At 67.5% G+C, this 13,210-nt stretch carries 10 protein-coding genes and 2 tRNA genes; 2 read left to right on the forward strand and 10 right to left on the reverse strand.

What is annotated here, in order from left to right; all coding sequences use genetic code 11:
* Positions 1 to 126 precede the first annotated feature (126 nt).
* Positions 127 to 2,745 (forward strand): valine--tRNA ligase, encoded by a 2,619-nt coding sequence (gene valS / locus AC3ANP_RS15525; RefSeq protein ID WP_488331029.1) that lies wholly within the window; start codon positions 127 to 129, stop codon positions 2,743 to 2,745.
* Between the two features lie 53 nt (positions 2,746 to 2,798).
* Here the strand turns inward: valS and AC3ANP_RS15530 are convergent, their stop codons facing one another.
* The 7 genes from AC3ANP_RS15530 to AC3ANP_RS15560 all read right to left on the reverse strand — a co-directional run bounded on the left by AC3ANP_RS15530 (position 2,799) and on the right by AC3ANP_RS15560 (position 10,271).
* Positions 2,799 to 4,622 carry a glycoside hydrolase family 15 protein gene (locus AC3ANP_RS15530; RefSeq protein WP_488331030.1) on the reverse strand — a complete coding sequence of 608 codons (1,824 nt, stop codon included), beginning with the start codon at positions 4,620 to 4,622 and terminating at the stop codon, positions 2,799 to 2,801.
* A 333-nt stretch (positions 4,623 to 4,955) separates the two neighbouring features.
* Positions 4,956 to 5,573: a mycothiol-dependent nitroreductase Rv2466c family protein gene (locus AC3ANP_RS15535; RefSeq protein ID WP_488331031.1), complete on the reverse strand. Its 618-nt coding sequence runs from the start codon at positions 5,571 to 5,573 to the stop codon at positions 4,956 to 4,958.
* A gap of 108 nt (positions 5,574 to 5,681) precedes the next feature.
* Positions 5,682 to 6,962: an ATP-dependent Clp protease ATP-binding subunit ClpX gene (gene clpX, locus AC3ANP_RS15540; RefSeq protein ID WP_488331032.1), complete on the reverse strand. Its 1,281-nt coding sequence runs from the start codon at positions 6,960 to 6,962 to the stop codon at positions 5,682 to 5,684.
* Positions 6,963 to 7,165: 203 nt separating this feature from the next.
* Positions 7,166 to 7,825: an ATP-dependent Clp protease proteolytic subunit gene (locus AC3ANP_RS15545; protein ID WP_488333084.1), complete on the reverse strand. Its 660-nt coding sequence runs from the start codon at positions 7,823 to 7,825 to the stop codon at positions 7,166 to 7,168.
* 38 nt (positions 7,826 to 7,863) lie between these two features.
* On the reverse strand, positions 7,864 to 8,478 hold the full coding sequence (locus AC3ANP_RS15550) for an ATP-dependent Clp protease proteolytic subunit (RefSeq protein ID WP_488333085.1): 615 nt from the start codon (positions 8,476 to 8,478) through the stop codon (positions 7,864 to 7,866).
* Positions 8,479 to 8,724: 246 nt separating this feature from the next.
* Positions 8,725 to 10,128 carry a trigger factor gene (gene tig / locus AC3ANP_RS15555; protein ID WP_488331033.1) on the reverse strand — a complete coding sequence of 468 codons (1,404 nt, stop codon included), beginning with the start codon at positions 10,126 to 10,128 and terminating at the stop codon, positions 8,725 to 8,727.
* 68 nt (positions 10,129 to 10,196) lie between these two features.
* Positions 10,197 to 10,271: transfer RNA gene (locus AC3ANP_RS15560), tRNA-Pro, on the reverse strand.
* Positions 10,272 to 10,403: 132 nt separating this feature from the next.
* On the opposite strand from AC3ANP_RS15560, the gene AC3ANP_RS15565 reads away from it, so the two are divergent.
* A tRNA-Gly gene (locus tag AC3ANP_RS15565) sits at positions 10,404 to 10,474 on the forward strand.
* 130 nt (positions 10,475 to 10,604) lie between these two features.
* Here the strand turns inward: AC3ANP_RS15565 and AC3ANP_RS15570 are convergent.
* From AC3ANP_RS15570 to AC3ANP_RS15580, 3 genes are all read right to left on the reverse strand, one after another.
* Complete coding sequence (locus AC3ANP_RS15570; protein WP_488331034.1) at positions 10,605 to 11,615, reverse strand: Fpg/Nei family DNA glycosylase; 1,011 nt, start codon at positions 11,613 to 11,615, stop codon at positions 10,605 to 10,607.
* Positions 11,615 to 12,055: a ribose-5-phosphate isomerase gene (locus tag AC3ANP_RS15575; protein WP_488333086.1), complete on the reverse strand. Its 441-nt coding sequence runs from the start codon at positions 12,053 to 12,055 to the stop codon at positions 11,615 to 11,617. Before AC3ANP_RS15575 ends, AC3ANP_RS15570 begins: the two co-directional genes overlap by 1 nt.
* Before the next feature lie 122 nt (positions 12,056 to 12,177).
* A complete protein-coding gene (locus tag AC3ANP_RS15580) occupies positions 12,178 to 13,185 on the reverse strand; it encodes a hypothetical protein (protein WP_488331035.1) in 1,008 nt (335 codons plus the stop codon).
* Positions 13,186 to 13,210 lie beyond the last annotated feature (25 nt).

Below are 13,210 nucleotides of genomic sequence, written 5' to 3' on the forward strand. Positions count from 1 at the left end.
GGGGCCACCCGTACCTGCCTGCGTCACACGCGTAAACACGGTGGCCCGGACGGACCGGACCTGCCCGGGAGCACCGCCGCGGCGCTGCGGTGCCGGGGCACCGGGCCGCCATGAAAGAATCGACCCATGGCTGAAGACACGCAGGGTACAGACACGCCCACCACCGCCCCCATCAACGTTCCGGACAAACCCGCCCTCGAGGGCCTCGAGTCCGCCCTCACCCGGCGCTGGCTGGACGAAGGGACCTACAAGTTCAACCGGGACACCACCCGGGAGCAGGTCTACTCGATCGACACTCCCCCGCCCACCGCGTCCGGATCCCTGCACGTGGGACACATGTTCTCCTACACCCAGACCGACGTCCTGGCCCGCTACCAGCGGATGACCGGCAAGAACGTCTTCTACCCGATGGGCTGGGACGACAACGGCCTGCCCACGGAGCGTCGGGTGCAGAACTACTACGGCGTGCGCTGCGACCCGGCCATTCCCTACGACGCCGGCTACCGCCCGCCGGCCGAGCCCGCCAAGAACCAGCGTGACTTCGACGTCATCTCCCGGCGCAACTTCATCGAACTGTGCGAGGAACTGGCCGTCGAGGACGAAAAGGTTTTTGAGAACCTGTTCCAGACCCTCGGCCTCTCCGTCGACTGGGACCTGACGTACCGGACCATCGACGACAAGTCCCGGGCCATTTCGCAGCGCGCGTTCCTGGCCAACCTCGCCGCCGGCGACGCCTACATGGCCGAGGCCCCCACGCTCTGGGACGTCACCTTCCGCACGGCGGTGGCCCAGGCCGAGCTGGAGGACCGGGAAGTCGCCGGCGCCTACTACCGCTACCCCTTCTTCACCGAAGACGGCGAGAAAATCTTCATCGAGACCACCCGGCCCGAGCTCCTCGCCGCGTGCGCCGCGCTGGTGGCCAACCCCGACGACGAGCGCTACCAGCCGCTGTTCGGCAAGAAGGTCACCTCTCCGCTGTTCGGCGTCGAGGTCGAGGTCAAGGCACACCCGCTCGCCAAGGCGGACAAGGGCTCGGGTATCGCCATGGTCTGCACCTTCGGCGACCTCACCGACGTCACCTGGTGGCGGGAGCTGCAGCTGCCCACCCGCGCCATCGTGGGCCGTGACGGCCGCATCGTGGGCGAGACCCCTGAGTGGATCACCGCCGCCGAAGGGCGCGCGGCGTTCGAGAAGATCGCCGGCAAGACCGTCTTCAGCGCCAAGGAAGGCGTAGTGGAACTCCTCGCCGCGGCGGACCTCCTCGACGGCGAACCGAAGAAAATAATGCATCCGGTCAACTTCTTCGAAAAGGGCGACAAGCCCCTCGAAGTCGTCACCTCACGCCAGTGGTACATCCGCAACGGCGGCCGGGACGAGGACCGCCGCGAACGCCTGATCGGCCGCGGCAACCAGATCGAGTTCCACCCGTCCTTCATGCGCTCCCGGTACGAAAACTGGATCACCGGGCTGAACGGGGACTGGCTGGTTTCCCGGCAGCGCTTCTTCGGCGTGCCGGTGCCGGTCTGGTACCCGCTCGACGCCGATGGGAACCCGGACTACGACTCCCCCGTGCTGCCGGCCGACAGCCAGCTCCCGGTCGACCCGGCCGCGGACGCCGCGCCCGGCTACGAGGAGTCCCAGCGCGACGTTCCCGGCGGCTTCACCGGCGACGCCGACGTCCTGGACACCTGGGCCACCTCGTCGCTCACCCCGCAAATTGTGGGCGGCTGGAGCACCGACGAGGCGCTCTTCGCCAAGGTCTTCCCGTTCGACGTGCGCCCGCAGGCCCACGACATCATCCGGACCTGGCTGTTTTCCACTGCGGTCCGCGCCGACGCGCTGCAGGACGTGGCGCCGTGGAAGCACGCGGCGATCTCCGGCTGGATCCTGGACCCGGACCGCAAGAAGATGTCCAAGTCCAAGGGCAACGTGATCGTTCCCACCGACGTGCTCAACGAATACGGGTCGGACGCCGTCCGCTACTGGGCGGCGTCGGCCAAGCTCGGCGCGGACACGGCCTACGAGATCGCGCAGATGAAAATCGGCCGCCGCCTGGCGATCAAGCTGCTCAACGCGTCCAAGTTCGTGCTGAACCTGGGCGCCACCGAGGACTCGGTGGTGACCACGGACCTCTCGGTCCTGAGCAATCCCCTGGACCGCGCCGTCCTGGCGCAGCTCTCCGACGTGGTCACCCAGGCCACCAGGGCGTTCGAGGCCTATGACTACGCCAGGGCGCTGCAGATCACCGAGAGCTTCTTCTGGCACTTCACCGACGACTACGTGGAACTGATCAAGGACCGTGCCTACGGCGCCGCGGGCGAAACCCAGCAGGCATCCGTGCTGGCGGCCCTGGCCACCAGCCTGGATACCCTGCTGCGGCTCTTCGCGCCGTTCCTACCGTTCGCCACCGAGGAAGTCTGGGGCTGGTGGCGGACCGGCTCAGTGCACCGCGCAGCGTGGCCGGCCGCCGTGGAGATCGACGGCGACACCACCCTGCTTGCCACCGTGGGCGCGGCACTGGGCGGCATCCGCAAGGCCAAATCCGAGGCAAAGGTCAAGCAGCGCACCGAGGTGCTCTCCGCGACCATCACGGCGTCCGAATCGCTCACGGCCCAGCTGACCGCCGGGCTGGGCGACCTGAAGGCCGCGGCCAACGCCCGTGAGCTGTCGCTGGTGGCCGGCGGCGGCGAGCTGGCGGTCAGCGACGTGGTCCTGGCACCCGCCGAGGAGCCCGGCCAGCAGTAAGCCGCTGGCGGTAGACCTTTCCGGGTGGGAGCGGAACGGCGGAGCCGGGCGCCTTAGGCGTCCTCGCTCCGCCGTTCCGCTTTGCTGATGGCCCAGGCAGCGTTGACCAGACCGATGTGGCTGAAGGCCTGCGGAAAGTTGCCCAGCAGCTCGCGGCTGTCCGGCGCGACCTCTTCGGCCATCAGGCCCAGGGAGTTGGCGAACCCGGCGGCCCGCTCGAAGACTGCCCGTGCCCGTTCCGTCTGCCCGGTCAGCGCCAAGGCCTGCGAGAGCCAGAACGTGCACAGCAGGAAGGTTCCCTCATCCCCCGGCAGGCCGTCGTCGCCGTGATAGCGGTAGACCAGGCCGCGGCTGTCGGTGAGACGGTGCTCGATGGCATCGACCGTGGCGAGGAACCGGGGATCGTCCGCCGGCAGGAATCCCACGATTCCGAGCATCAGGGCCGAGGCGTCCAGGTGTTCGGTCCCGTACGCCTGGGTGTAAGCCCCGGCGGCCTCGTTCCAGCCGTTCGCCAGGATGGAAGCGGCCATCTGTTCCCGCGCCTCCGCCCACCGCGGCACCCGGCTGGTTGCCTGCAACCGCGGGGCCAGGGTGATCGCCCGGTCCACCGCCACCCAGCACATCAGCTTCGAGTACAGGAAATGCCGCGGTTCACCCCGGAGCTCCCAGATCCCCTGGTCCCGGTGCTGCCAGCGGGCCACGGCGGCGTCGGCCGCGTCGGCGAGGAAACCGAGGGTCTCCGGCGGCAGGCCTGCCAAGAATTCGGGCATCGTTGCCGCCGCATCCAGCAGCTCGCCATAGACGTCCAGCTGCCGCTGGCTCCAGGCCCCGTTGCCGATCCGCACGGGCGCGCTGTCCCGCCAGCCGGGCAGGTGGTCCAGCACCCGTTCGGTCAGCTCCCGTTCGCCGCCGATCCCGTACATGATCTGCAGTTCCTCGCCCCGGGCCAGCTGGCGTGCGGCCGCCGTGGCGAGGAATTGGAAGAAGTCCCCTGCCTCATCCGGGCAGGCAGCCACCCAGAGCGCCTGCAGGGTCATGCTTGCGTCCCGGATCCAGGTGTAGCGGTAGTCCCAGTTCCGGCTGCCGCCGGCGACCTCGGGCAGCGAGGTGGTCGGGGCTGCCACCATGGCTCCGGAGGGGTAGTAACTCAGCGCCTGCAGGACCCGGCCGCTTCCTGCGACCAGGTCCTGCCAGGGTCCCCGGTAGTTCTGGTGGATCGCGGACCAGCTGGTCCAGCCCTCGACGGTGTCAACGAGCCGGCGGGCCATCTCGGTTTGGCTCCAGAGCACGGCGGCTTCGCCGGGTCCACGCTGGCGGTGCAGGGCAAAACCGAGTTCGTCCCCGGCGCTCAGGTGCAGGACGGCGGACGCGGTGCCGCCGTCGAGTCCGAGGCGCACCGGGGTGGAGAGGGCCAACTCTTCGTTGCCGGCGTGCACGAGGATCCCGCCGTCGACGTGTTCCAGCGCCGGCCGGATCAGTCCGTAGCCTGGCCGGGCTGCGAAGGACAGGTGCACCTCGACGGTCCCGGCGGTACAGGCAAGCCAGCGCAGCAGGGTGCCCGGCGAGTTCTGGCCGAGGTCATGGCCGCGCTGGCCGGCGCCAAGCACGAGGGCGTCGGTGACGGTGAGTTCTCCGGCGTCGGTGGTGTGCACCGACTCCAGGACCATGGAGGGGCCGACGTAGCGCCGGACGGTCTTGCGTTGGCCGGCGGCCCGGACGGACCAGTGGCCGGCGGCGTCGCCCAGCAGCCGGCCAAAGATGGAGGGACTGTCGAAGCGAGGGAAACACAGCCAGTCCACGGAACCGGCGGCGCTGACCAGCGCCGCGGACCAGCAGTCAGACAGCAGCGCGTAGTCGGCGATGGGCTCACTGCTCATGGCTCTACCCTGATGGGTCGGCGGGCAAAGGGGAAGCCCCATCAGCTTTTTGCGGTTGGTGGGGCTTCGACTTTCGGTTGCCGCGTGACGTCTTTGGCAATCTGGCAGGATCCGCGGACTTCCAGGTCTTCCTACCTCGTCACTGGTAGCCATCATCTGACTTTGCCGAAGGCTGCGTCGGATGAGTGTCACTGAATCGTTGGTTCCTGCGTCCCTCTTCTTTCGAAGTTGGTACATTCAATTTTTCTCCTCCGGCTGCGGATGCGCAAGGGCCCCGGCAGAACTACATCACAGTAGTTCTGCCGGGGCCCCGCAGCGCGGTGTTGCGCCAGCTCAGCTGAAGATCGGGCTCTCGGTGCGGCTCCGCTTGAGTTCGAAGAAGGACGGGAAGGAGGCCAGCGTCACGGCGGCGTCCCACAGTTTCCCGGCGTCCTCGCCGCGGGGAATGCGGGTGAGCACGGGACCGAAGAACGCCGTCCCGTTGAACGCGACCACCGGGGTGCCCACGTCCTGGCCGACCAGGGAGATACCGGCCTCGTGGCTGGCGCGCAGCGGGGCGTCGAATTCGTCGCCCTGCCCGGCCGCCGCGAGCTCGGCGGGCAGGCCCACCTCGGCCAGGGACACCGCGATGACCTCTTCAATGTCCTTGTTGCCCTCGTTGTGGATGCGCGTGCCCATGGCATCGTAGAGCGGCTTGATGTACTTGTCGCCGTGCTTTTCGGCAGCCGCGATGATCACCCGCACCGGGGCCCACGCCTTGACCAGGAACTCCTTGTAGTCGTCCGGCAGCTCGTCGCGGCCTTCGTTCAGGACAGCCAGACTCATGACGTGCCACTCGGTCTTGAGCTCGCGGACGGCTTCCACCTCCGAGATCCAGCGCGACGTCACCCAGGCAAAGGGGCACATCGGATCGAACCAGAAGTCAGCTTTATTCGTCGTAGTTTCAGGCACAGGGTTCTCCTTTGGAACGTTTCTGGTGGACGTGCGCCGCCGGGGCCGGCCGCGGGTCTGCGCCGCGGGCACCCCTTGGCGGGGATCCGACGGCGGCGCGGGTGCAGATCAGGCGGACTTACGGCGTTTGACGTCGTGGCCGATGATGGTGGGCGCTGCCTTCTTGGCGACGACGTCCTCGGTGATGACGACGCTGGCAACATCATCCCGGCTCGGCAGGTCAAACATCACCGGCAGGAGTACTTCCTCCATGATGGCCCGCAACCCGCGCGCACCGGTGCCGCGTTCGAGAGCCTGGTCCGCAATCAGGTCAAGCGCCTCGTCCTCGAAGACCAGCTCGACGCCGTCGAGCTGGAACATCTTCTGGTACTGCTTGACCAGGGCGTTCTTGGGCGTGGACAGGATCTGGATCAACGCCGGGCGGTCCAGGTTGGAGACCGTGGTGATGACCGGCAGCCGCCCGATGAATTCCGGGATCAGGCCGAACTTCAGCAGGTCCTCGGGCATGACCTCGCCGTAGGAGTCCGCGTCGTTCTTGGCTTCGTTGAGCGGGGCGCCGAAGCCGATGCCCTTGCGCCCGGAGCGCGACCCGATGATCTCCTCCAGCCCGGCGAAAGCACCGGCCACGATGAAGAGCACATTCGTGGTGTCGATCTGGATGAACTCCTGGTGCGGGTGCTTCCGTCCGCCCTGCGGCGGGACCGAGGCGACGGTGCCTTCCAGGATCTTCAGCAGCGCCTGCTGGACGCCTTCGCCGGAGACATCCCGGGTAATCGAGGGGTTCTCGCTCTTGCGCGAAATCTTGTCGATTTCGTCGATGTAGATGATGCCCTGTTCGGCCTTCTTGACGTCGTAGTCGGCGGCCTGGATGAGCTTGAGGAGGATGTTCTCGACGTCCTCCCCAACGTAGCCGGCTTCGGTCAGCGCGGTCGCGTCAGCTACCGCGAAGGGGACGTTCAACCGCCGGGCCAGTGTCTGCGCCAGGTAGGTCTTGCCGCAACCGGTGGGGCCGATCAGCAGGATGTTCGACTTGGCGATCTCCACCTCGTCGTGGTGGCCGCCCTCGGCCAGGGCGCCGCTCTTGGGCGCATGGCCGGCCTGGATCCGCTTGTAGTGGTTGTAGACGGCGACGGCGAGGGACCGCTTGGCGGGTTCCTGGCCGATCACGTATTCCTGCAGGAAATCAAAAATTTCGCGGGGCTTGGGCAGTTCGAAGCTGCCAAGGTCGGCTACTTCGGCGAGTTCTTCTTCAATGATCTCGTTGCAGAGCTCAATGCATTCATCGCAGATGTAGACGCCGGGCCCGGCAATGAGCTTGCGGACCTGCTTCTGGCTCTTTCCGCAGAAAGAACACTTCAGCAAGTCGGTGCTCTCGCCAATCCGAGCCATATGTGAACCCCTTAGTATCTTGCTGCCGGCTGGGTCGTGCTCCTGTGCAGCGCTGCACCCGTTACTGGAATCACAGGCATTCCGCTCGGGACGCCGTGACAACTTCCACTCTAGGTCACTTTGGGCCCGATGGGTGGAAGGAAGACGCCGGTGCGGCCCAATTCGGCGGGCCGCACCGGCGTCGTGGTTGACCTGAGGTCCTGCTACTTCGTGATCGCCTGCGGCTTCATCTTGCGCGAATCCAGCACCTGGTCGATCAGGCCGTAGTCCAGGGCGTCGGCCGCGGTGAGGATCTTGTCGCGCTCGATGTCATAGTTGACCTGCTCCGCGGTCCGGCCGGAGTGCATGGCCAGGGTCGTTTCCAGCCAAGAGCGCATCCGCATGACCTCGGCGGCCTGGATCTCGAGGTCGGAGGCCTGGCCGCCCTGGCCGCCGGACAGCGACGGCTGGTGGATCAGGACCCGGGCGTTCGGCAGCGCCAGGCGCTTGCCCGGCGTGCCCGCCGCGAGGATCACGGCGGCGGCACTGGCCGCCTGGCCCAGGCAGACGGTCTGGATTTCCGGGCGGATGTACGTCATGGTGTCGTAGATCGCGGTCATGGCGGTGAAGGAGCCACCCGGGGAGTTGATGTAGAGCGTGATGTCCCGGTCCGGGTCGGTGGACTCGAGCACCAGCAGCTGGGCCATCACGTCGTCGGCGGAGGCGTCGTCGATCTGGACACCGAGGAAGATAATGCGGTCCTCGAACAGCTTGGTGTAGGGGTCCTGGCGCTTGAAGCCGTAGGGGGTGCGCTCTTCAAACTGCGGCAGCACGTAGCGGCTGCTGGGCAGGTTGCCGGCAGTCGATCCGAAGTTGTAGTTCATGTTCATTGCTCCTGGAGTCGGTTCTGTCTGCGTGCCGGTTAGTTTTCGCTGCTGGCGTCGCTGGCGTTGGTTCCGCCGCCGCCTGCCACGGACCCGGCGTGGGCCGCGATCTTGTCGAAGAAGCCGTAGTCAAGGGCTTCGGCCGCCGTGAACCACTTGTCGCGGTCGTTGTCCTTGAGGATGGTTTCCACGGTCTGCCCGGTCTGCTGGGCCGTCAGTTCGGCCATGACCTTCTTCATGTTCAGGATCAGCTCGGCCTGGATCTTGATGTCGGAGGCGGTGCCGCCGATGCCGCCGGAGGGCTGGTGCATCAGGATGCGCGCGTTGGGGGTGGCGTAGCGCTTGCCCTTGGTGCCGGAGGAGAGCAGGAACTGCCCCATCGAGGCGGCCAGGCCGGTGGCGACGGTGACGACGTCGTTCGGAATGAACTGCATCGTGTCGTAGATGGCCATGCCGGCGGTGACGGAACCGCCGGGCGAGTTGATGTAGAGGTAGATGTCCTTTTCCGGGTTTTCGGCCGAGAGCAGCAGCAACTGCGAGCAGATCGCGTTGGCGTTCTCGTCACGGACCTCGGAGCCGAGCCAGATGATGCGCTCTTTCAGCAGGCGGTTGTAGATGTAGTTGTCCTGGGCGGCCGGATCGACGTTGGCCATCCGGGGTGCCCCTGCTTGCTGTGACATGTGTACTTACCTCTCGCTGGCGACGGTGACGCCACTGGACGGCGCCACTGAACTTTCCTACTTGGACCCTAACGGTTTTCCCGGCCGCATTGTGCTCAGGCGCAGGGCTGTTCGCTGACGGCGCACGATCGGCAGGGCGGGTTCATCGCAGGCTTAAAAAGCCGCACCCCCGGATCGCGGATCCGGGGGTGCGGGGCAAAACTGCGGCTAGCCCAAGTGCTAGAACTTCACAGCCGCAGGGTCATCGTTTTTCGGCGTTTCGGCGGCTTCGTCGGCTGCCGGCGCTGCGTCGGCTGCCACGTCGTCGGACGCATCGGCAGGTGCCTCTTCGCCGGCGGGGCGGACGAAGTCGCTCAGGTCGACCTTGTTGCCTTCGGAGTCGGTCACCTCGGCCTTGCCGAGGACGACGGCGAGTGCCTTGCGGCGCCGGACCTCGGAGACCATCATCGGAACCTGGCCGCTCTGATCGATGATCTGGGCGAACTGGTTCGGGTCCATGCCGTACTGGCTGGCGGTGGTGACGATGTAGTCGATCAACTCGTTCTGGTTGACGTCGACTTCTTCCTTCTCGGCGATGGCGTCGAGGATGATCTCGTTCTGGAAGGCGCGCTCGGTGTTGGCCTTCACCTCGGCGCGGTGCTCCTCGGTGTCGTGGTCGCCTTCGCCGTGGGAGTTCTCGGCGCTGAAGTGCTGTTCGAGCTGCTCCTCGACCACGGACGCCGGTACGGGAACCTCGACGAGCTCGACGAGCTTGTCCAGGACCTTGTCGCGGGCTTCGACGCCCTGCTCGACAGTCTTGGACTCGGCGGCCTGCTTGGCGAGGTCCTCGCGGAGCTCGGCCAGGGTGTCGAACTCCGAAGCCAGCTGCGCGAAGTCGTCGTCGGCCTCGGGAAGCTCGCGCTCCTTGACGGCCTTGAGCACCACCTTGACCTGGGCGGACTCGCCGGCGTGGTCGCCGCCGACCAGGGTGGTGTCGAAGATGGCGTCCTCGTCGGCGCTGAGGCCGGTGACTGCCTCGTCGAGGCCTTCGAGCATGGTGCCGGCGCCAACCTGGTAGGACAGGCCGGAGGCGGAATCAACCTCGGCTCCGTCGATGGAGGCGGTGATGTCGATGGTGAGGAAGTCGCCGTCGGCGGCCGGGCGGTCAACGGGCTTGAGCGTGCCGAAGCGGCCGCGCAGTTCGTCAAGGGCCTTGTCGACGTCGCCTTCGCTGGACTCGGCGGCGGCAACCTCAACCTTGATCCCGGCGTAGTCCGGCAGTTCGATTTCGGGGCGGACGTCAACCTCGGCGTGGAACTTCAGTTCGCCGTCGGTGGCGGAGGGGTCCGGCACTTCGGTGATTTCGACCTCGGGACGGCTCAGCGGACGGATGCCGGTTTCCTGCACGGCGGCCTGGTACCAGCCGTTGAGGCCTTCGTTGATGGCCGTCTCCAGGACGTAGCCGCGGCCGACGCGCTGGTCAATGAGCTTGGAGGGAACTTTTCCCTTACGGAAACCGGGAACCTGGATCTGCGAAGCAACAGTCTTGTATGCCTCTGCGATGCTGGGCTTCAATTCCTCAAAGGGGACCTCAACATTGAGCTTGACCCGCGTGGGGGTGAGGTTCTCGACAGCGCTCTTCACAGTCTAAGTACTCCTGGATTTGGGGGATGGGGTTCTGCAACGCCCCGTGTGAGGCAGTTGCTGCAGAGTCGGGGTGACAGGATTTGAACCTGCGACTTCCTGCTCCCAAAGCAGGCGCTCTAGCCAAGCTGAGCTACACCCCGTAAGTGCACAGGACAGTCTACGGTCTCACTGTGCCGGTTTGCACATTTGACACTGGGGGCCTGAATTGGGTTTAGTTGTATCCGGCTTCAACAGCCGCCCGGAAGTTTTGCCGGAATTCCAGCAAATCCCCCGGGGACGTAGCTTAATGGTAAAGCCTCAGTCTTCCAAACTGATTACGCGGGTTCGATTCCCGTCGTCCCCTCCGAAGATGACGAAAAGCCCCTCCGCCGGAGGGGCTTTTTTCATGCCCACTCCATCGGTTGCTCCGTGAGTGCCGTTATCGGGGGCCAGAACGGCGGTTTCGGAGCAATCGATGAGGGAGGTGCGGCGCTTCAGCCGGCGTTGCCCTGCTGGCAGGCCGGGCACCAGTACAGCTTCCGGGCGGCGTGCACTGTCAGTGCGACGGCGGTCCCGCAGTCCCGGCAGTCCATGCCCTGCCGCCGGTACACAAAGTGCGAATCCTCCGGGGCGGGCAGCGCGCCGGCCGGGCCGCGTCCTGAGCCGGGTTCCCCCGAGCCGGGTTCCCCCGAGCCGGGTTCCACGGCGCCGGGTTCCACCGGGCCGGGTCCTGAGCCGGGTTCAGCCACCGCCTGACCGGCCCAGTAGCGCGCCGGGGTGGTGATGATCCGGCCGTCGCGGACGCCGTCGGACATCAGCGCGACGGCGTCGTCCCACAGCCGGGCAGCCGCTTCCGGCGGCAGTTCCGTCCCGGGCAGCCAGGGGTCCAGCCGCTGCCGGAACAGCAGTTCGGCGCGGTAGACATTCCCGACGCCGGCCAGCACCGCCTGGTCCATCAGCAGCGTGGCCAGCGGGGTGCGTCTCCTTGTCACCGCGGCCACGAAGCTGTCCCGGTCCCCCGGCAGGTTGCGCAGCGGGTCCGGGCCCAGGCGCGCGCTGACCGCGTCTGCCTCGGCTTCGGTGAGCGTTTCGCAGGTGCTGGCCCCGCGCAGGTCGGCCCAGCCGTGCGCGCTGGCAAGCCGCACCCGGACCGCGCCCACCGGCGCCGGCGGCCCGCTGTAGGCCGGGTCCGGGCCGTCGTCCGCGTACACTTCCCGCTCCCCCATTTTGCGGGGCGCGCCAATGCTGGAGGCGCCGCGGAACCCTTCGTCGCCGCCGAAGTCCCAGGCCCCGTAGAGCCCCAGGTGCACGTGCAGCACCAGGCCGTGCTCGAAGCCGAGGAACAGGTGCTTGCCGTGCGCCACGGAGCCGGTCAGCACGTGCCCGTCGAGGAGGGCGGCGCCCTGCTCAAAGCGGCCCTGCGGGCTGGCGACGGCAAGGCGCCGGCCTAGGAAGACGTCGGCGAACTGCCGCGCCAGGCGGTGGACCGAGTGCCCTTCCGGCACTACTCGACGACCTCGCCGGTGGCTTCGTAGGCGGCGATTTTCCCGATCCGGCGGACGTGCCGCTCGTCGTGGCTGAACGGCTCGGTCAGGAAGGCCTCGATGATGGCGGTGGCTTCTTCGACGCTGTGCTGCCGGCCGCCGACGGCCACAACATTGGCATCGTTGTGTTCGCGGGCGAGCCTGGCGGTGTCAAGGCTCCAGGCCAGGGCGGCCCGGATCCCTTTGACCTTGTTGGCGGCGATCTGTTCGCCGTTTCCGGAGCCTCCCAGCACGATTCCCAGCGCGTGCATGCCCGCTGTCTGGTCAGCCACCACGGCGCGCGCGGCGTTGATGCAGAAGGCGGGGTAGTCGTCCAGGGCGTCGTAGACCTTGGGGCCATGGTCCACCACGTCGTAGCCCTGGGCGCTGAGATGACCCACCAGGTGGGCGCTGAGCTCCATGCCGGCGTGGTCGGTGGCAATGTGGACGCGCGGGAATTCCGGGGCAGTGGACACAGGAGGATCCGTTCTTCGGGGGCGCCGGAGGGACTCTCGGCGCTGTGGTGTGGGCTGTCTCCAGCCTACTAGGGCCGCGGGGCCGGCGCGCCGCCGTTACGGCGGGCGCGGGCGGCAACGCGGGAGAGCACCTGCGCCACGTTGTCCGCCGTCGTTGCGCTGCCCCCGCTTACCGCCAGCCGGCGCCCGTCGACGCGGTCCACCACGACGGCGGGCCCGCTTCCGACCAGCAGCGCCGTCGTCGTGCCGCGGCTCCGGTAGCCCCAGCCCCCGTAGTCGGCGGCCTTGAGCTCGAGCGGCGCAGCCGAAGCGATGGCCGCGGCAGGGACGTCCATGACCCGGACCAGCCCGGCGGCGAACACCCGCATCCCGGTCCGGTCCACCCGGATCCGGGCGAAGAGGAACGCTGCGGCCAGCAGCGCGGCCGCCGTCAGGAGCCCCGCCAGCCACGGCACCGCAATGGTCAGCAGGGCGGCCGGAAGCAGCGTCGCGATCCCGAGCATCACAAAGACCGAGCTGCGCGCGTGGACCCAGAGGCTCACCGAATCCCGCGCCAGCTCCGGGTCCCGCTCCCGTTCGAGGGCTTCCCGCACGGCCCGCTCATCGTCCGTGGACCAGCGTTCGTCGGCCTTGAACACAAAACCCATGACGACGCCCAGGCCCAGCGCGGCGCCGCTGCCCATCGCCAGGGTGGTCACGTCCACGTGGGACTCCCGCGCGTCGTCAAGCCCCAGCTGGCCGATCAGCGCGGCAGCCAGGACTGCGGTGAGGAAGAGGCTGACCGAGAGCCCGGTGCCCATCATGAACCGGCGCATCAGCGCCGGGCGGGACAACGGCGTCGCCTGCAGCAGCACCGCCCAGCCCACCAGGACGATCAGCGCGGCCCCGCCGCCGGCGACCACCCCGAAGGGCGCGAAATCGACGGCACCGGCATCAGTCCAGCGGACGGCCAGCGGCTCGGGCAGGTCCGCGCGGATCAGCAGGGCGCAGACCACAAAGGCGCCGGCGAGCAGAACGGGGAAGGCCACGGCGAAGCGCAGGGCCCTGAGGTCAACGGAATCGCGGATGTTTCCCATACTTCCAACGCTACCCCTGCCGGTC

The sequence above is a fragment of the Arthrobacter sp. JB02-1C genome (assembly GCF_057748045.1).

What these genes read in the sequence shown, in the direction of transcription:
- valS (WP_488331029.1), top strand. Translation starts at nt 127, where the DNA reads ATGGCTGAAGACACGCAGGGTACAGACACGCCCACCACCGCCCCCATC.
- AC3ANP_RS15530 (WP_488331030.1), bottom strand. Translation starts at nt 4,622, where the DNA reads ATGAGCAGTGAGCCCATCGCCGACTACGCGCTGCTGTCTGACTGCTGG.
- clpX (WP_488331032.1), bottom strand. Translation starts at nt 6,962, where the DNA reads ATGGCTCGGATTGGCGAGAGCACCGACTTGCTGAAGTGTTCTTTCTGC.
- AC3ANP_RS15545 (WP_488333084.1), bottom strand. Translation starts at nt 7,825, where the DNA reads ATGAACTACAACTTCGGATCGACTGCCGGCAACCTGCCCAGCAGCCGC.
- AC3ANP_RS15550 (WP_488333085.1), bottom strand. Translation starts at nt 8,478, where the DNA reads ATGGCCAACGTCGATCCGGCCGCCCAGGACAACTACATCTACAACCGC.
- AC3ANP_RS15575 (WP_488333086.1), bottom strand. Translation starts at nt 12,055, where the DNA reads ATGGAGCTCAGCGCCCACCTGGTGGGTCATCTCAGCGCCCAGGGCTAC.
- AC3ANP_RS15580 (WP_488331035.1), bottom strand. Translation starts at nt 13,185, where the DNA reads ATGGGAAACATCCGCGATTCCGTTGACCTCAGGGCCCTGCGCTTCGCC.